18 protein-coding genes are annotated in these 18,081 nt (G+C 60.1%); 12 read left to right on the top strand and 6 right to left on the bottom strand.

Annotated features, from left to right (window positions below; translation table 11 throughout):
• Positions 1-11: 11 nt before the first annotated feature.
• The 3 genes from ACORQT_RS10780 to ACORQT_RS10770 all read right to left on the bottom strand — a co-directional run bounded on the left by ACORQT_RS10780 (position 12) and on the right by ACORQT_RS10770 (position 3,491).
• Complete coding sequence (locus tag ACORQT_RS10780) at positions 12-1,793, bottom strand: GMC family oxidoreductase (protein WP_004931432.1); 1,782 nt, start codon at positions 1,791-1,793, stop codon at positions 12-14.
• Between the two features lie 2 nt (positions 1,794-1,795).
• Positions 1,796-2,521, bottom strand: a complete 726-nt coding sequence (locus ACORQT_RS10775) for a gluconate 2-dehydrogenase subunit 3 family protein (protein ID WP_042784344.1) — start codon at positions 2,519-2,521, stop codon at positions 1,796-1,798.
• Positions 2,522-2,825: 304 nt separating this feature from the next.
• A complete protein-coding gene (locus ACORQT_RS10770; RefSeq protein ID WP_004931439.1) occupies positions 2,826-3,491 on the bottom strand; it encodes a transglycosylase SLT domain-containing protein in 666 nt (221 codons plus the stop codon).
• 109 nt (positions 3,492-3,600) lie between these two features.
• Here ACORQT_RS10770 and ghoS point away from each other — a divergent pair, with 109 nt between their 5' ends.
• From ghoS to ACORQT_RS10740, 6 genes are all read left to right on the top strand, one after another.
• Positions 3,601-3,900, top strand: a complete 300-nt coding sequence (gene ghoS, locus ACORQT_RS10765) for a type V toxin-antitoxin system endoribonuclease antitoxin GhoS (RefSeq protein WP_033642868.1) — start codon at positions 3,601-3,603, stop codon at positions 3,898-3,900.
• Between the two features lie 131 nt (positions 3,901-4,031).
• Positions 4,032-4,976: a metal ABC transporter substrate-binding protein gene (locus tag ACORQT_RS10760; protein WP_108680601.1), complete on the top strand. Its 945-nt coding sequence runs from the start codon at positions 4,032-4,034 to the stop codon at positions 4,974-4,976.
• Positions 4,973-5,863 carry a manganese/iron ABC transporter ATP-binding protein gene (locus ACORQT_RS10755; protein ID WP_033642866.1) on the top strand — a complete coding sequence of 297 codons (891 nt, stop codon included), beginning with the start codon at positions 4,973-4,975 and terminating at the stop codon, positions 5,861-5,863. The genes ACORQT_RS10760 and ACORQT_RS10755 overlap by 4 nt, the downstream gene beginning before the upstream one ends.
• On the top strand, positions 5,863-6,723 hold the full coding sequence (gene yfeC / locus ACORQT_RS10750) for an iron/manganese ABC transporter permease subunit YfeC (RefSeq protein ID WP_016927980.1): 861 nt from the start codon (positions 5,863-5,865) through the stop codon (positions 6,721-6,723). Before ACORQT_RS10755 ends, yfeC begins: the two co-directional genes overlap by 1 nt.
• The gene (locus ACORQT_RS10745) at positions 6,723-7,577 is read left to right on the top strand and encodes a metal ABC transporter permease (RefSeq protein ID WP_033642865.1); all 855 of its coding nucleotides are present in this window, start codon (positions 6,723-6,725) and stop codon (positions 7,575-7,577) included. The genes yfeC and ACORQT_RS10745 overlap by 1 nt, the downstream gene beginning before the upstream one ends.
• 240 nt (positions 7,578-7,817) lie before the next feature.
• Entirely contained in the window at positions 7,818-8,687 is an 870-nt protein-coding gene (locus ACORQT_RS10740) for a fructosamine kinase family protein (RefSeq protein ID WP_033642864.1), read from the top strand.
• Between the two features lie 35 nt (positions 8,688-8,722).
• On the opposite strand, the gene ACORQT_RS10735 is transcribed toward ACORQT_RS10740, so the two are convergent.
• Positions 8,723-9,283: a YniB family protein gene (locus tag ACORQT_RS10735; protein WP_025302601.1), complete on the bottom strand. Its 561-nt coding sequence runs from the start codon at positions 9,281-9,283 to the stop codon at positions 8,723-8,725.
• A 185-nt stretch (positions 9,284-9,468) separates the two neighbouring features.
• Between ACORQT_RS10735 and ACORQT_RS10730 the strand changes: the two genes are divergently transcribed.
• The 4 genes from ACORQT_RS10730 (at position 9,469) to ACORQT_RS10715 (ending at position 14,027) form a co-directional block, all read left to right on the top strand.
• The gene (locus ACORQT_RS10730; RefSeq protein ID WP_046686946.1) at positions 9,469-10,749 is read left to right on the top strand and encodes an HdeD family acid-resistance protein; all 1,281 of its coding nucleotides are present in this window, start codon (positions 9,469-9,471) and stop codon (positions 10,747-10,749) included.
• A gap of 64 nt (positions 10,750-10,813) precedes the next feature.
• The gene (gene hxpB / locus ACORQT_RS10725) at positions 10,814-11,479 is read left to right on the top strand and encodes a hexitol phosphatase HxpB (RefSeq protein WP_094142158.1); all 666 of its coding nucleotides are present in this window, start codon (positions 10,814-10,816) and stop codon (positions 11,477-11,479) included.
• 421 nt (positions 11,480-11,900) lie between these two features.
• A complete protein-coding gene (locus ACORQT_RS10720; protein ID WP_164057533.1) occupies positions 11,901-12,449 on the top strand; it encodes a metal-dependent hydrolase in 549 nt (182 codons plus the stop codon).
• Positions 12,450-12,635: 186 nt separating this feature from the next.
• Positions 12,636-14,027, top strand: a complete 1,392-nt coding sequence (locus ACORQT_RS10715; protein WP_047576041.1) for an L-cystine transporter — start codon at positions 12,636-12,638, stop codon at positions 14,025-14,027.
• Positions 14,028-14,090: 63 nt separating this feature from the next.
• Here ACORQT_RS10715 and phnX read toward each other — a convergent pair whose 3' ends face one another.
• Entirely contained in the window at positions 14,091-14,900 is an 810-nt protein-coding gene (phnX, locus tag ACORQT_RS10710) for a phosphonoacetaldehyde hydrolase (protein ID WP_164057534.1), read from the bottom strand.
• Between the two features lie 9 nt (positions 14,901-14,909).
• Positions 14,910-16,013 (bottom strand): 2-aminoethylphosphonate--pyruvate transaminase, encoded by a 1,104-nt coding sequence (phnW, locus tag ACORQT_RS10705; RefSeq protein WP_164057535.1) that lies wholly within the window; start codon positions 16,011-16,013, stop codon positions 14,910-14,912.
• 152 nt (positions 16,014-16,165) lie between these two features.
• On the opposite strand from phnW, the gene phnR reads away from it, so the two are divergent.
• Together phnR and ACORQT_RS10695 are read left to right on the top strand one after the other, a co-directional pair.
• Positions 16,166-16,885, top strand: a complete 720-nt coding sequence (phnR, locus tag ACORQT_RS10700) for a phosphonate utilization transcriptional regulator PhnR (protein ID WP_047026219.1) — start codon at positions 16,166-16,168, stop codon at positions 16,883-16,885.
• Positions 16,886-17,062: 177 nt separating this feature from the next.
• On the top strand, positions 17,063-18,073 hold the full coding sequence (locus ACORQT_RS10695) for a 2-aminoethylphosphonate ABC transporter substrate-binding protein (RefSeq protein ID WP_164057536.1): 1,011 nt from the start codon (positions 17,063-17,065) through the stop codon (positions 18,071-18,073).
• Positions 18,074-18,081 lie beyond the last annotated feature (8 nt).

The following is an 18,081-nucleotide window of genomic DNA, read 5'->3' as shown; positions in this document are numbered from 1 at the left end:
GTTCGCCGTCCTTATGCCTGCACCAATGGGCCTGGGTTTTTCAGATACTGCTCGCGAATGGCGCGGGCAGACCAATAAGCCAGCGCCGCCACGGTGCCGGTCGGGTTGTAGCCCAGCCCTTGCGGGAAGGCCGATGCGCCGATCGAGAACACGTTGTGCACATCCCAGCTCTGCAGATAGCGGTTGACCGCGCTGGTCTTCGGATCTTCCCCCATCACCGCACCGCCGTTCATGTGGGTGGTCTGGTAGCTGGTGGTATCGAAGTGGCTGTTGGCGTTTTTCGGGCTGCCGGCGATCAGTTTCGGGTTCATCGCCTTGGCGATCGGCGCCATCTTGTCGTACATGAACTGCGCCATCTTGATGTCGTTTTCCTGCCAGTCGAACGTCATGCGCAGCAGCGGCTGGCCGAACACGTTCTTGTAGTTGGGATCGAGATCCAGATAGTTGTTGCGGTACGACTGGTGCGCGCCGTGGGCATCCATCGAGACGTGGTGGGTGTAGGCATCCGCCACCGCCGCTTTCCACTTGCTGCCCCAGGCCGGGGTACCCGGAGGGGTCGGCAGGCCGGAGATCGGCTTGGTGCCCGCCTGGTTGACCCAGAACGGCGAACCGCCGACGAAGCCTTCTTTGGCGTGATCGAAGTTGTCGGCGTTGAAGTCATCCACGCCCACGCCGTTGCCGCCGGCGCCGATGAACGGGTTGGTGAAGACGTCTTTATCAAAGAACGCCTTGATGGTGGTCATGTTCTGGTAGGCGAAGTTGCGCCCGACCACGCCTTCGCCGGTCACCGGATCGTAAGGCTTGCCGATGCCGGACAGCAGCATCAGGTGCACGTTGTGGAACTGGAACGCGCCCAGGATCACCAGGTCGGCCGGCTGTTCAATCTCGCGGCCCTGCGCATCGACGTAGTTCACGCCGGTGGCGCGGGACTTGTCATCGGTCAGGTTGACCTTCAGCACGTTGGCGTTGGTGCGCAGTTCGAAGCGTTTCTCCATGCGCAGCGCCGGCAAGATGTTGACGTTCGGCGAGGCTTTGGAATACATGTAGCAGGCGTAGCCGCTGCAGAAACCGCAGAAGTTGCACGGGCCCATCTGCGCGCCGTACGGGTTGGTGTAAGAGTCCGAGGTGTTGGCGGACGGCAGGTTGTAAGGGTGGTAACCCACCTCCAGCGCCGCTTTCTCGAACAGCTGGGCGGAGTAGGTGTTTTTCTGCGCCGGCAGCGGGAAGTCGTCGGAGCGATCCGGCGCAAAGCGGTTACCGCCCTTCTGCGCCACTTTCTGCCCTTTGATGGTCCAGGCGGTGCCGGAAGTGCCGAACACTTTCTCCGCTTTGTCGAAGAACGGTTCCAGCTCGTCGTAGGTCACGCCGAAGTCCTGGATGGTCATGTCCTTCGGAATGAAGTTTTTGCCGTAGCGTTCTTCATAATGGCTGCGCATGCGCAGTTCGATCGGATCGACGCGGAAATGTACGCCCGACCAGTGCAGACCGGCGCCGCCGACGCCGGTGCCCGGCAGGAACGCCGCCAGCTGGCGGTAAGGCACCGCGGTCTGGCTGCTGTTGTGGCGAATGGTGACGGTGCTTTTCGACAGATCCTGGAACAGCTTGCGTCGAATGTTATAGGTCAGCTCGTCGATCACCTGCGGATAAGACCCGTCCGGGTAGGTGTCGCGCATCGGGCCGCGCTCCAGCGCCACCACGTTGAGGCCGGCCTCGGTCAGCTCTTTGGCCATGATCGCGCCCACCCAGCCGAAGCCGACGATCACCGCGTCTACTTTTTTCATTACCGTTGCCATGGTTAGCCCCTCTCCCCACGAATCGAGACCGGCGGGAAGGGATAACGCTCCCCTCGCTCAACCCAGTCCATAAAATCGGCGCGCGCGCCCGGAAAATTAATCAGCTTCCAGCCAACCATGTCTTTGTTGCCGCCATGGATCGGATCGCTGAAGAAACCTTCACGGGTGTTTTGCAGCAGATAGGAGAAGAACAGTTTCGACGGCAGTTGCTGGAACTCCGCCTCGCCGGACTCGAACTTTTGCAGCAGGGCGTCTTGCTGCGCGCCATCCAGTTCGGCGAAAGGCTTGCCGGCGGTTTTCTTGCTGTAGGCGTCGGCGTCTGCGATGCCGAGGTTGTAGATTTGCTTGGGCACCAGCGGCAGCTGGTAGCCCATTTCCTTCGGCACATCGGGGTTGAACGGCCCCTGCATGTACCAGATGGAACCGGTGGCGTACGGCGTGTTCATCTGGCGATCGATAAACTCCGGCACGCCGGCTTCCAGCGCGCCAGGGCCGCGTTCGTCGGCCGGGATCAGGCGCGCGACGGCGGTCTTGATGAAGGCCCACTCTTCCGGGGTGAAAAAGGTCGGTTGGTAATCGTTCTGCGTTGAAGTGTTCGAGGCAGCGACCGCTGGTGCTGGGGCCGTCAGCGCGCCAACGCCGCTGCCACCAATTACCGCCGCAGGAATTAAGGTCATCGATTTCAACAAGAAATCGCGCCGCGAATTGTTGGTTTTATGATTCGACATGTCACATTCCATCCAAAGATAGTCACAACTATTTAACCGCAACCTTGCGATCGATACGGGTTTTTAAAATAATTTGTTACTTATTTGTCTATTTATTGAAGGTCAGAATGCGAGCAAAAGCAAAAATGTTACCGGTAACTTATTGAATGAACGTAAAGATTTATCTGCTAACGTAAATTTAACTTTTTGTGCGGTTTTTCTGATAAGCGATGAGGAAATAACGAAAAATGAGAGGCGGGTCGCGCTAAAAACTGACGCCGAAAACAAAATCGGCCGCGTTCGGCGGCCGATTCAAAGGATGGGATTACTGCGACATCGCCTGATAAGCGGTGGTCACTTTCCATAAATAGCGCGGCGCCTGCGGTGCCGGGTGCTTTTTCTGGATGTGCTGATAAAACTCATCCGGACTCATCTGATTGATGCGATTAACCGCCACGCGCTTGTCCGAGGAGAAAGTGCGCAACATGGCGCCCGCCCCGTTCACATACGAAACGATGGTGGCGTAACGCAAAGTCTGTGGGTTGTTGATCCCGGCTAGCTGCTGGCTTTGAAGAATATTGATATAGGCAGTTCCCAGATCAATATTGACCGCCGGATCCTTCAGCTCACGCGAGCTGGGTTGCCCGCTTCGTCCTTTCATGCGATAGGCGTCGCGGCCGGCGGTAGAAGCCTTCAGCTGCATCAATCCCACTGCGTTCGAGGTGCTGACCACGTTCGGGTTAAACCCGGACTCCACCTGAATAATCGCTTTAATCAGCGTTTCGTCGACGCCGTAGTTGCTGGCGGCCTGACGAATGTAATCGTTATAAGCAACCGGGGTGCCTGTGCGGTTTACCGGTGCCTGCGGAGGGGGTTTTAACCAACCGCCGCGCGTTGTGCCACTGCCTGAAATATTGCTCGCCGTTTGCGGGTCTTTGGCGCACCCCGACAAAAGCAAAATTGCCGTAAGGCAACCTATTTTTGTTTTCACAGAATCCCTCACTCCTTTCAATGAGTTGCGTAGCATATACAACTTGTAAGGACACCTGCAGTAATTTTTTGGACTAATCTCAAGCTATCCATATACCAAGAGGTGATTTATGAGTCAATCTGCAACAAGCTGCTTTGTGGTGACTTTTCGCTATCAGGAAGCGGGACTGACCGACCTGGCCAAGCTGACCGGGCAATTGACCCGTGAAGGTTTTGTCACGTCGGTGACAGACGAAAATGGCGTTCATCATGAGCTCGGCAGCAACAGTTTTGCGTTCATAACCGTTCTGGATCAAGAGGATGTGCAGCGACTTGCGCAGGGGTTCGGGCAGTTGGCGTTGGGAAAACAGCCGGAGGTGGCGATCTGCACCTGTAAGGACTACCTTCAGCGGTTACATACTGATACATAAAATGCTATAACTCCCCGGACGGTATTATTTTTCAGTTGGAGAAATAGCCCCGTCGGCGGTGGGCAAGTGACGCTTGACTTCGCTTCAATTGATATTGATAATCATTTTCATTTGAACCAGGAGACGTCATCATGCCATTGATAACTTGCGCTTTTCGTCGCAGTCGCCCTCCCCGCGCTGCCGCACTGTTACGCCCCTTCACGCTCGCCTGTTTGCTGCTCGGCGCCGCTCTGGTCAGCCAACCCGCGCTGGCGGAAAAAAAGCTGCGCGTGGTGACCACTTTCACCATCATTCAGGATATCGCCCAGAACGTGGCGGGTGACGCCGCCGTCGTGGAATCCATCACCAAACCGGGCGCCGAGATCCACGATTACCAGCCCACCCCGCGCGATATCGTCAAAGCGCAGCACGCCGACCTGATCCTGTGGAACGGCATGAACCTGGAACGCTGGTTCCAGCGCTTCTTCGAGAACATCAAGCAGGTGCCGGCGGCAGTCGTGACAGAAGGCATCACCCCGCTGCCGATCCGTGAAGGGCCCTATAACGGCAACCCGAACCCGCATGCCTGGATGTCACCGAGCAACGCGCTGGTATATATCGAAAACATCCGCAAAGCGCTGGTGGCGCACGATCCGGCCAATGCGGAAACCTACAACCGCAACGCCAAGGCCTACGCAGAGAAAATCGGCGCGCTGGACGCTCCGCTGCGCGAACGCCTGGCGCGCATTCCGGCCGCGCAGCGTTGGCTGGTGACCAGTGAAGGCGCCTTCAGCTACCTGGCGCAGGACTATCAGCTGAAAGAAGTCTATCTGTGGCCGATCAACGCCGATGAGCAAGGCTCGCCGCAACAGGTCCGCCGGGTGATCGACGCGGTGCGCGCCCACCATATTCCGGTGGTGTTCAGCGAGAGCACCATTTCCGACAAGCCGGCCAAGCAGGTGGCGAAAGAGACCGGCGCCAAATACGGCGGCGTGTTGTACGTGGACTCGCTGTCCACCCGCGATGGCCCGGTGCCGACCTATATCGATCTGCTTAACACCACCGTGCAAACCATCGCCAAAGGATTCGATCAATGACCCATGAGCTGTTTGTCCGCCCTGAATTGAGCGTGGACGACGTCACCGTGACCTACAACAACGGGCACACCGCCATTCATAACGCCAGTTTTACCCTGAGCGGCGGTTCTATCTGCGCGCTGGTGGGCGTTAACGGCAGCGGTAAATCGACGCTGTTCAAAAGCATTATGGGGCTGGTCAAGCCCACCAGCGGCCGGGTGTCGCTGAGCGACAAACCGGTGGCGGACGCGCTGAAAAAGAACCTGATCGCCTACGTGCCGCAAACCGAAGACGTCGACTGGAACTTCCCGGTGCTGGTGGAAGACGTGGTGATGATGGGCCGCTACGGCAAGATGAATTTCCTGCGCATTCCGTCGCGCGAGGATCGCTTGCGGGTCGACAAGGCGCTGGAGCGCGTCGGCCTCAGCGAGCTGCGCGGCCGGCAGATCGGCGAACTCTCCGGCGGTCAGAAGAAGCGCGTGTTTCTGGCGCGCGCCCTGGCGCAGCAGGGCACGGTGCTGCTGCTGGATGAGCCTTTCACCGGCGTGGATGTGAAAACCGAGAATGCCATTATCGATCTGCTGCGCTCGCTGCGCGACGAGGGGCATTTAATCCTGGTTTCCACCCATAACCTCGGCAGCGTGCCGGAGTTCTGCGATCGGGTGATCCTCATCAACCGCACGGTGTTGGCCGCCGGCCCGACCGAAACCACCTTCACCCAGAGTAATCTGGAGCTGGCGTTCGGCGGCGTGCTGCGCCATATCAACCTCTCCGGCCCGGATCTGCACGACGACAACGATCCGCGCACCGTCACGGTGTTGACCGACGATGAACGCCCGGCGGTGTTCTATGGCCACACCAAGAGCGATCCGCCTGCCAACAGTCAGGCCAGGGAGAAACAATCCTGATGCTGGACCTTCTGCTGCAACCTTTCAGTTATAACTACATGGTGAAGGCCATCTGGGTCAGCGCCATCGTCGGCGCCGCCTGCGCGTTTCTGTCCGCCTACCTGATGCTGAAAGGGTGGTCGCTGATGGGCGATGCGCTGTCGCACTCGGTGGTGCCCGGCGTGGCCGGCGCCTATGCCCTCGGCCTGCCCTACGCCGCCGGCGCCTTCTTCACCGGCATGCTGGCGGCGCTGGCGATGACGCTGGTGCGCCACATCACCCGGCTGCGCGAAGACGCCATCATCGGCTTTATCTTCTCCACCTTCTTTGCCGTCGGCCTGCTGATCGTGTCGCTCAACCCCACCTCGGTCAACGTACAGTCGATCATCTTCGGCAATATCCTCGGCATCGCCGACGAAGACGTGCTGCAAGTGGAAATCATCATCGGCGTTTCGCTGCTGATCCTGTGCCTGGTGTGGAAAGATCTGCTGGCGGTGTTCTTTGACGAAAGCCACGCGGTGTCGATCGGCCTGTCGCCGCTGAAGCTGAAGATCCTGTTCTTCACCCTGCTCAGCGCCTGCACCGTCGCCGCACTGCAAACCGTCGGCGCCATTTTGGTGATCGCCATGGTGATCACGCCGGGCGCCACCGCCTATCTGCTGACCGACCGCTTCAGCCGGCTGGTGATCATCGCCATCATCATCGGCGCATTGACCAGCGGCATCGGCGCCTACCTGAGTTTCTTCCTCGACGGCGCCACCGGCGGGGTGATCGTCACCCTGCAAACGCTGGTGTTCCTGGCGGCGTTCTGCTTCGCGCCGAAACACGGCCTGCTGGCGGCAAAACGTCGCGTAGCACAGTCACCAACCGGAGGCCGCTGATGGACACGCTCTACCAACTGCTCAGCGAACCCTTCGCCTACCCGTTCATGCAGCGGGCGATCGTCGCCGCCATCGTCACCGGCGTGGTATGCGCCGTGCTCTCCTGCTATCTGGTGCTCAAGGGCTGGTCGCTGATGGGCGACGCCATCTCGCACGCCGTCTTGCCCGGCATCGTAGTGGCGTTCGTCATCGGCATTCCGCTGGCGATCGGCGCCTTCCTCTCCGGCATCTTCTGCGCGGTGGCCACCGGCTACCTGAAAGAGAACAGCCGGGTGAAAGAAGACACGGTGATGGGCATCGTTTTCTCCGGCATGTTCGCCTTCGGCCTGGTGCTGTTCTCGCGCATCGACACCGACCAGCACCTGAGCCACATTCTGTTCGGCAACATGCTGGGCATCACCGACGGCGAGCTGAAGCAAACCCTGCTGATCGCCGGCTTCACCCTGGCGGTGGTGTTGCTTAAACGCAAAGACTTCATGCTCTACTGTTTCGATCCGCACCATGCGCGGGTGATTGGCCTGCCGGTCAAGCTGCTGCACTACGGGCTGCTGTGTCTGCTGGCGATGACCATCGTCGCCTCGCTGCAGGCTGTGGGGGTGATCCTGGTGATCGCCATGCTGATCGCCCCCGGCATCATCGCCTTTATGCTGTGCCGCCGCTTCGATCGCATGCTGATGGTGGCGACGGTGGTGTCGGTGTTCTCTTGCGTGCTCGGCACGCTGATCAGTTTCCACATCGACGGCGCAACCGGGCCCTGCATCGTCATTGTACAGGCCGTGCTGTTCGTTATCGCCTTACTGTACGGTAAACTGCGTCCGTTACAGCGTAACCAAACCGCCCTGGGCGACAGTTAAACGCCCTCCTCTGATGCGGCGGCGCTCTCCGCCGCATCCTGTTTCCTCTGCCCCCTTATCCGTTGTCATCAAGTTGCAACCGGTATTGCGCTTAAATTAATCAATAGGGTATATACTGTGAGCTGGCGGGATGCTGAAAAAATCGCCGCCTTTGACGCCGGCTGTGCGCCGCGTCGTGTTTTCACCACGGGAAAGACGCTAACCTAATGAATTATCAGGCAGCACAGAGGGGGAAATACCATGTGGCAAGCCGTTAGCCGTCTGTTAAGTGAACATCTTGGCAGCGCAGAGATACGCGAAAGGATTGAACTGCCCGGGGGCGACATTCACCCGGCGTGGCGCGTGAGTTACGGTGACAACGAGGTGTTCGTGAAATGCGACGCCCGTGAACAACTGCCGATATTCACCGCCGAGGCCGATCAGCTGGCGCTGCTGGCGCGCAGCAAAAGCGTGCGGGTGCCGGAAGTGTACGGCGTCGGCAGCGATCGCGACTACAGCTTCCTGCTGCTGGAGTATCAGCAGTTGAAACCCCTCGACGCCCATGGCGCCTACTGCCTGGGGCAACAACTGGCGCATCTGCACCAGTGGAGCGAGCAACCGCAGTTCGGTCTCGACTTCGACAGCGATCTGACCACCACCCCGCAACCCAACGCCTGGCAACGCCGCTGGTCGGAATTCTTCGCCGAGCAGCGCATCGGCTGGCAGCTGCAGCTGGCGGCGGAAAAAGGCATGACCTTCGGCGACATCGACGACATCGTCGATCGGGTGTATCTGCGCTTGCAGCACCACCAGCCGCAGCCTTCCCTGCTGCACGGCAACCTGTGGCCGGGCAACTGCGCGATGACCGCCAACGGGCCGATACTGTTCGATCCGGCCAGCTACTGGGGCGACAGAGAGTGCGATTTGGCGATGCTGCCGCTGTATCCGGAGCTGCCGCCGCAGATCTACGACGGCTATCAGAGCGTGTGGCCGCTGGGGGCCGGATTTATCGAACGCCAGCCGCTGTATCAGCTGTACTACCTGCTCAACCGCAGCAATCTGTTCGGCGGCCAGCATTTGGTGGCTGCCCAACGCGCGGTGGAGGCGCTGTTGCAGCCCGAAGCGTCATAACGTTCCGGGGCGCCGAGCGGCGCCCCGTTCATGGTTCAGGCCGCGCCGGCCAACTGCCCCAACAGGCGGATCACGAACCAGGCGATCACCGCAATCACGATCGGCAGGATGTACAGCGGGAAGTACTGCAGGAAGATGGTGTGGTGCGGCAGCGTAATGCGCTCCTCAAGCTGTTGGCGCGTGTGCCCTTCGCTGCCCTTGGCCTGCTCCAGGATCATCTGGTCTTCCAACCCTTCGCGGATGAACTTGACCTGACGCGACATGCGCGCGCCGGAAGCCTGCAGCGCCAGCCCGACGAAGATCAGAATATAGATGATGATGAACATCAGATTGGCGCCGCTGAACAGGCTTTTATCCACGTCGGGCACCGGTGAGTTGTACCAGAAAAGGTTCAGGAACGGCGTGTTGAAACGCACCATGTCCACCATCACGTGGACGAAATCCAGCATCACCGCGTTGATGCCCTTGGTTTTTTCACTGTGCTGATAGATAAAACCCAGCACGGAAATCAGCGTCGACAGCAACGCCGGGATAAAAACCACCCATCCGAGAATGCGTTTCAAAATGGCGAGACGCCCGGCCTGTTGATACGTCATGTGTTCCCCTTGTTAGCGACGTAACCGAATCGGCTAAGTCTACCTGCTGTTGGCGAAACTCGCCCACCGTTTTCTTCACTCCCGCTGTGCTACAAGCTTAGCCGAATTAGTCGAAATCAAAAACTTAACCGCGCCGGCACACTATCATTGAAGAGATAACGTTATCCATTCGGGCAGAGGCCGCCATGATTCGACTGATTATCTTATTGCTGGGCGCGCAGGCGCTGCACGGTCAGCGCCGTCTGCTGGTGCTGTTCGGTTGGCTGTGGATAGCCGCAGGGGCGCTGATGCTGTTCGACATCCTGCAGGATGGCCGGTCGGTGCTGGCGCTGGATGCGCTGGCGGTCATCCTGGCGCTGGAGGGGTTGGTGGCGGTATCCGCCGCGCTGGTGATCGGCTCTTCGGCCAGCAGGCCGGTGCTGCTGAAAGGATTGGGTTTTGTCTTTATGGCCTTTTTAATGCTGGACGTGCCCGCAGACGATAACATCGTCGCCACCGTGGTGTTTGGCAGCGCGCTGCTGCTTGACGGCGCCGTGCGCATCGCCTCCTCCACGGTGATTCAACACAGTCGATGGAAAGGCGTGGCGCTGGCGGGCAGCGGCGAGATCCTGCTTTCGTTGATGATTTTTGTCGGCTGGCCGGCGCCGCATCGGATGACGGTGCCCTTTTGCCTCGGCGTGATGATGGTGCTTTCCGGCTGGGCCTTATTGCGTATCGCCCGGAGACTGACAAGCTTCTCTCTGAATCAGCACCCCGCGCGGCAGCCACCGCACCCGGAGGATGAGACTGCGCCGCTCACGGTGTATGTCTGGACACCGATTGGTGCGGCTAAAGATCCGCGCCGGCGTTACATCGTCGACCGATACATCGCGGCGGTCGACGGCGGCGGCAATATCTCCACCGGTCACGCCGCCCTGGCGCTCGCGCCGGATGTGTATATCAGTCACTACCCGCTCAACGACATCAGCCATTCCGTTCAGGATTTCCGCCAGTTGTTGCATGCCGGCGAACAGAACAACGTCGACGGGCGTTTCCTGCCCGACCTGGCGGGCGAGATCGCCGCCTGGTGCCCCCCGGACAAGAAAATTCAATTCTACCGCTATAACCCGGCGGCGCTGCGCGCATTCTGGCTGCGTTATCGGCAGGACGCCACCTACAATCTGACCCGGCGCAACTGCTCCACCACGGTCATCGGCGCGCTCGACAGCGCGTTGGAAGGCGTGCTGGGCGATAAACATCTGTGGCGCCGCTTTCTGTTGCTGGTGCTCGATCCCAACCTGTGGATGCTGGCGGTACTGCGCAGCCGCGGCGAAAGCATGACCTGGACGCCGGGTTTGGTGCTGGACTACGCACGCATGTTGCAACAGGTCACCGAGCGTCAACACCAGCGCTGGTGGCTAAAATTGCGCGAGGTGTGGAATATCCTGCGTTTTGGCAAAAGCCAAACGCGCAGGCAAAGGTTTTAGTCTCGTCACCGGCGATGATAAAGTGTCGGGCACATTCACCCGCGCCGGCAGGAGTTAACCGTTAATGGCTTATTCGCAACGCATTGAAACCGCAATTTTTGATATGGACGGCTTGTTGATCGACTCGGAACCGCTGTGGCTGCAGGCTGAGTTGGATATCTTCGGCGCGCTGGGTTTGGATCTGTCCGACCGTCACAAGCTGCCGGACACGCTGGGGCTGCGCATCGATCTGGTGGTGAAGATGTGGTATCAGGCGATGCCGTGGCAAGGGGTTTCGCTTGATGAGGTGTCGGCGCGGATTATCGAGCGCGCCATCGAGCTGGTGCACGAGACGCGTCCGCTGCTGCCGGGCGTTCAGCAGGCGCTGGAGCTGTGTCGCAGCCAGGGGCTGAACATCGGTCTCGCCTCCGCCTCGCCGCTGCACATGCAACGGCAGGTGCTGAAGATGTTCGAGCTTGAGGATTACTTCGATCAGCTGGTTTCCGCCGAATACCTGCCGTACAGCAAGCCGCACCCGGAGGTCTACCTGATCGCCGCCGAACGCCTGGGCAGCGATCCGCTGCGCTGCATCACGCTGGAAGACTCGTTTAACGGCATGATCGCCACCAAGGCCGCACGCATGCGTTCCATCGTGATCCCGGCAGCCGAATACCGTCACGATCCGCGCTGGGCGCTGGCGGACCACAAGCTGGACACCCTGGAACAGCTCACCCCCGCCCACTTTGCCTGACCTGCGGCGCCGGCCATCGGCGCCCTGGGTTTGCCGCTCTGCGTCATAAAAGGGATCCACACCGCAAAACAAACGAAACACCGTTTCATTTTATTGAATTGGCATGACGTTCTCATTATGCTGCATGGCAGGGAAAGCGACGGCCCGCGGCGCGTTGTCACTGCCACGCAGCGCGGTTCAAGGCCGCCGCTTCCTCCCGCCACACGCCGAGCAACCGTCTTTTTTCTCACCGCCATACGCCCCCCATCGCCCGCTTTTTGTTCTCGCGCGTCAAAATCGATGCTTTGTTACCCATTGCCGTAACAAGCCGTTGTAAAACAGGGAAAAATAAACAATTGGTTACAGGGTAACTGCTTCCACTACTGGGAATTTTCCCATATACTGGATAAATTAACAGTTTACCAGTCGGAATCGCAACAGCATGACCGCGGAAGGACACCTTATATTCTCTGTCGCTTGCGCGATCTTCGCCAAGAAGGCGGAAGTGACGCCAGAGCTGGCTACCGGCGACTGGTGGCACATCATACCCGCCGCGCTGCTGACCTCACTGCTGCCGGACATCGATCACCCCAAGTCGGTGCTGGGCCAGCGTCTGCGCTGGATCGCCATTCCCATCGCCCGCGCCTTCGGCCACCGCGGTTTCACCCACAGCCTGCTGGCGATCGCCGGCGGCATGGCGCTGTTCCAGCTGGATGTGCCGCGCAGTTGGCCGATCCCGGCCGACGCGCTGCACGCCATGATCATCGGTTACTTCAGCCATCTGCTGGCCGACATGCTCACGCCCGCCGGCGTACCGCTGCTGTGGCCGTGCCGCTGGCGTTTTCGCCTGCCGCTGCTCAACTCGCAAAAAGGCAATCAGTTGGAGCGCGTGCTGTGCCTCTGCCTGGTGGCGTTTGCCATCTGCTGGCAAGGTGATTTCACCCTCCCGGTGCAATCCTACGTAGAGCAAATCAGAAATATTAGACCCTGATCACAAAAAATCGCTCAACCCATCACCCATGTGTATATAAAACGAACAAAATCACACAAAAAGCTATATTAAATTCCATTTGGATATAAGTAGGCCCCTCGGCAAACTGTTACGATATTTACATCGCGACACACCTAATGGTGCGTAGTCGTTTTTATATAAGAAAGATTATTGGAGATATTGGGGATGAATCTTCCGCTCGTGATTAACGTGCTGGTGTTTGTCGCGCTCCTTTTGCTGCTGGCGCAAACCCGCCACAAGCAATGGAGCCTGGCGAAAAAAGTGCTGGTCGGCCTGGTGGTCGGCGTGGTGTTCGGTCTGGGGCTGCAGCTGGTGTACGGCGCCGACAACCCGGTACTGAAAGAATCCATCAGTTGGTTCAACATCGTCGGCAACGGCTATGTGCAACTGCTGCAAATGATCGTCATGCCGCTGGTCTTCGCCTCTATCCTGAGCGCGGTCGCCAAATTGCATAACGCCTCTTCGCTGGGCAAAATCAGCGTTCTGACTATCGGCACATTGCTGTTCACCACGCTGATCTCGGCGCTGGTGGGCGTGCTGGTCACCAATCTGTTCGGCCTGACCGCCGAAGGCCTGGTGCAGGGAGCGCAGGAAAGCGCGCGCCTGACGGCCATCCAGACCAACTACGTAGGCAAACTGGCCGATCTGACCGTGCCGCAGATGGTGCTGTCGTTCATCCCGAAAAACCCGTTCGCCGATCTGACCGGCGCCAGCCCGACCTCGATCATCAGCGTGGTGATTTTCGCCACCTTCCTCGGCGTGGCGGCGCTGCAGCTGCTGAAAGACGACAAGCCGAAAGGCGAGCGCGTGCTGGTGGCTATCGATACCCTGCAGGCCTGGGTGATGAAGCTGGTGCGTCTGGTCATGAAGCTGACGCCGTACGGCGTGCTGGCGCTGATGACCAAAGTGGTCGCCGGCTCCAACATTCATGACATCGTCAAGCTCGGCAGCTTCGTGGTGGCCTCCTATATCGGTCTCGCCATCATGTTCGTGGTACACGCCATCCTGCTGGCCTTCACCGGCGTGAACCCGATGAAGTTCTTCCGCAAGGTGTGGCCGGTAATCACCTTCGCCTTCACCAGCCGCTCCAGCGCCGCCAGCATTCCATTGAACGTGGAAGCGCAGACTCGCCGCCTGGGCGTGCCGGAATCCATCGCCAGCTTCTCGGCGTCGTTCGGTGCCACCATCGGCCAGAACGGCTGTGCGGGCCTCTACCCGGCGATGCTGGCGGTGATGGTTGCGCCGACCGTCGGCATCAACCCGCTGGATCCGGTGTGGATCGCCACCCTGGTCGGCATCGTCACCCTCAGCTCCGCCGGTGTGGCGGGCGTGGGCGGCGGCGCCACCTTCGCCGCGCTGATCGTGCTGCCGGCGATGGGCCTGCCGGTGACGCTGGTCGCGCTGCTGATCTCGGTCGAACCGCTGATCGACATGGGCCGTACCGCGCTGAACGTCAACGGTTCCATGGCGGCGGGCACCATCACCAGCCAACTGATGAAGCAAACCGACAAAGCCGTGATGGACAGCGAAGACGAAGTCGAATTGGCTCACCGTTAACGCCTTCCGCGAACGAAAAAACCGGGGATGATCCCCGGTTTTTTTATGCCCTGCGTTCGGTCGTTACGGCCGCTCGCCGTTCGCCAGCCGCCGGTTGATATCGGCGATCACACCCGGCAATTGCGCCAGCGTGTCTATCACATAGTGCGCGCCCGCCGCGTACAGCTTATCGGCGGCGGCCGTGCGGCGGCGCTCGATCTCCCCTTGCGGCATTTGGCGATACTCCTGCCAGGTCGCGCCAAACTCGTTGCCGGACAGCGCCAGCCCGACGCTCCACATCCCGGCGTTCAGCCCTTCGGCAATGCCCGGCACCGCGTCATCCACCTTCACGCAATGCGTCACCGCATCGATGCCCAGCGCAATCACGTTTTGCAACGCCATCCACGGCCCCGGTCGCCCGCCGGCCGCGAGATCGTCGGTGGCGACCCAGTAATCCGGCGCGTAGCCGCGCTGCGCCGCGGCAGGCGCCAGCACCGCCATCACCGCGCGCGGATAACCGGAGCAGGAGCCGATTTTGATGCCCTGTTCACGCAGAGCGGCAATCACCTGCGGCACGCCCTCGATGGGATCGGCGAAGTCGACCACTTTGGCGATTTGCAGCGGCATAAACGCTTGATACAGCGCGTCGATGTCTTGATGGCTCATCGAGCGGCCCAGCTTCTGCCGCCAGCGTGCGTCGACCGCCGGCAGTTTGCCCAGCGCCTCGATGTGCTGCCATTTGCCGAGCCCCATCGGAATGCGCGCCTCCGCCAGGCTGATGTCGATATCGAAGGTTTGCTTGAACGCCTCGACGAAAATCTGCGTTGGCGCAAAGGAGCCGAAGTCCACCGTGGTGCCGGCCCAGTCGAGGATCACTGCGTTGATCTGTTTCATGGTCAATCCTTATTGATTCCAGTACATCGCCTGCCCGACGGCCGCCAGCAAGCGTTCGATATCCTGCGGATAAATTTCCCCGATGTTGCCGATGCGGAAGCAGTCGCTCTGCGACACTTTGCCGGGATAGATCACAAACCCTTGCTGCTTCAGGCGCTGATAAAACTCGGCGAAGCGGTAAGTGTCGGCCTCAGGCGAATAGAACGCGGTGATGATCGGCGAATGCAGCGCATCGTCCAGCAGGGTCTCAAAGCCCAGCTCGCGCATACCCGCCACCAGCCGACGCTGATTGGTCTGATAGCGGTGGTGGCGCGCGGCGATACCGCCCTCTTGTTCCAGCTCTTTCAGCGCCTGCGCGAAGGCCAGCACGGTGTGGGTCGGCGACGTAAAGCGCCATTTACCGGCCTGGTCTTCCATACAGCGCCACTGGGCATACAGATCCAGCGACAGCGAACGTGAACGGCCGGCACATTTCTCCAGCTCGCTGCGGCGGGCGATGACGAAAGCGAAGCCCGGCACGCCCTGAATGCATTTGTTGGCGGAGCTGATCAGAAAATCGATGCCCAGCGCGTCCACATCCAACGGAATGCCGCCGAAGCTGCTCATGGCATCGACGATGAAAGTCTTGCCGTTGCGCGCCGCCAGGCCGGCGACTTTCTGCAGCGGGTTGAGCATGCCGGTAGTGGTTTCGCAGTGCACCATGGCGATATGGCTGATGCGCGCATCGCTTTTCAGCACCGCCTCCATTGCCGCCACGTCCGGCTCATTGACCTCGCCGCAGTCGAAAGCGTGGTGGTCAATATCCATCAGCCGCGCCATTTCGATCATCCGCGCCCCGTAGGCACCGTTGTTGACGATCAGCAGCTTGTCGTGCGGGCCGATGACCGTGCCCAGCACGCCCTCTACCGCAAAGCTGCCGCTGCCCTGCAGCAGCACCGAGGTATAGCCGGCGGACGGCGTCGCCAGCGCCACCAACCGTTGGCGAATGCGCTGCACCACGCCGAGGTTGTAATCTTCATCCCAGGTGCAGCTGTCATACAGCATCGCCTCTTTCACCGTTTTCGACGTGGTCAACGGGCCGGGGGTCAACAGCAGGTAGTTACGGTCGGACATGTTATTCACCTATTGGTCTATACCAGATTACGCTGATTGTGGCGGCAAATTCCTTCCCAGGTCAAACGGCAAAGCGCGGTGAAACAAAAAATTCATCTGGCTATGTATAATAAGCGGGCCGGAATGCCAGGCCGATGCCATAGCGAGATGAAATGAAAGAACATCCGGGCGATATGCCCCACTATCTGCAGATCAAGGATCAGCTTCAGGCGCGCATCACCCGCGGCGCGCTGCAGGCAGGCGACAAGCTGCCTTCGGAGCGCGAGCTGTGCGCCATCTTCTCCACCACCCGCGTCACCATCCGCGAGAGCCTGGCGCAGTTGGAAGCCACCGGCGCCATCTACCGCGCCGATCGTCGCGGCTGGTTCGTCACGCCGGAGCGGCTGTGGCTGGATCCGACGCAAAACACCAACTTCCACCGTCTCTGTCAGGAGCAAGGGCGCACGCCACGCACCGCGCTGCTGTCCGGCGAAAAAACCACGGTGCCGCTCGACGTGATGCAACCGCTGGCGCTCGAACCGTTCGATCAGGTGTATCTGCTGCGCCGGGTGCGCTATGCCGACGGCCGCGCCATCTGCTATTGCGAGAACCACTGCCTGCCGCAACGGGTGCCGGCACTGCTCAGCCACGATCTCAACGGCAGCCTGACCGAGGTTTATCAGCAGCATTACGATTTGATTTACAGCAACATGCACCTGTCGTTCTACCCGACCGCCCTGCCTTATCGCGCCGCCAACGCGCTTGGCGCCATGGTCGGCCTGCCCGCGTTGCTGCTGCGCCGCTTGAATTACGATCAGCACGGCCGCATTCTCGATTTCGATATCGAATACTGGCGCCACGACAGCCTGCGCATCGAAGTCGATACGCTTTAATCCCCTGCCCAACGGGGCCTGCGCACGCAGGCCCGCCTTTCTCTCCCGCGTCGTCCTCCCCGTTTCCGGCAATGAAATTTTGCTGATTTCATTTGTTTGTCATATTCGCCGATTAGCGTGGCCGCATACCTGGTGTATACCAGTTTCGCATTAACCCGTAACAGTGAGGCTGAAGCTATGAAACTTTCTCGACTGGTCGTGATGACCGCCATCGCACTCGGCGCCGCGCCGCTCTGGGCCGCCGAGGCGGTGGTGACCGTCTACTCCGCCGATGGTTTGCACGACGGCGATCACAGCTGGTATCAAACGCAGTTCGACGCCTTCACCCAGGCGACCGGCGTCAAGGTGCAGTACGTCGAAGGCGGCTCCGGCGCCATCGTGGAACGCCTGTCGAAAGAGCGCAGCAACCCGCAGGCCGACGTGCTCGTGACGCTGCCGCCGTTCATTCAACGCGCGGCGGCGGAAAAACTGCTACAGGACTTTACCCCGCAGGCGGCCGCGCAAATCGCCGATGCGCAACCGCAGTTCGTGCCGCTGGTGAACAACTACCTGAGCTTCATCTATAACGCCAAACTGCTGCCGCAGGCGCCCGCCAGCTACCAACAGCTGCTGGACGCGCAGTTCCGCAATAAGCTGCAGTACTCCACGCCGGGCCAGGCGGGTGACGGCACTGCGGTGATGCTGCAGGCGTTCCACAGCTTCGGCGGCAAAGACGCCGGTTTCGACTACCTCGGCAAGCTGCAAAGCAACAACGTCGGCCCTTCCGCCTCCACCGGCAAGCTGACCGCGCTGGTCAATAAAGGGGAGCTGCTGGTGGCCAACGGCGATCTGCAGATGAACCTGGCGCAGATGCGCAGCAACCCGAACGTGAAGGTGTTCTGGCCGGCCGGGCCGGACGGCAAGCGCAGCACGCTGGTGCTGCCTTACTACATCGGCCTGGTGCAAGGCGCGCCGCAAAGCGCCAACGGCAAAAAGCTGATCGATTTCCTGCTGAGCAAAGAGGCGCAGAGCAGCGTCAGCGCCATTTCCTACGGCATGCCGGTGCGTAAAGACGTGACCCCGACCGACGATAACTTCAGGCAGTCGCAGGCTGCGCTGCAGGGCGTGGATATCTGGGCGCCGGACTGGAATCAGGTGGTGAGCAGCCTGTCCGCCGACATTTCCCGCTGGCACAAGGTGACAGAATGACGCTGACC

It is taken from the genome of Serratia sp. (in: enterobacteria) (assembly GCF_052400455.1).
Lineage (GTDB): Bacteria > Pseudomonadota > Gammaproteobacteria > Enterobacterales > Enterobacteriaceae > Serratia > Serratia ureilytica.
This window is presented reverse-complemented; position numbering and strand designations above follow the sequence as displayed.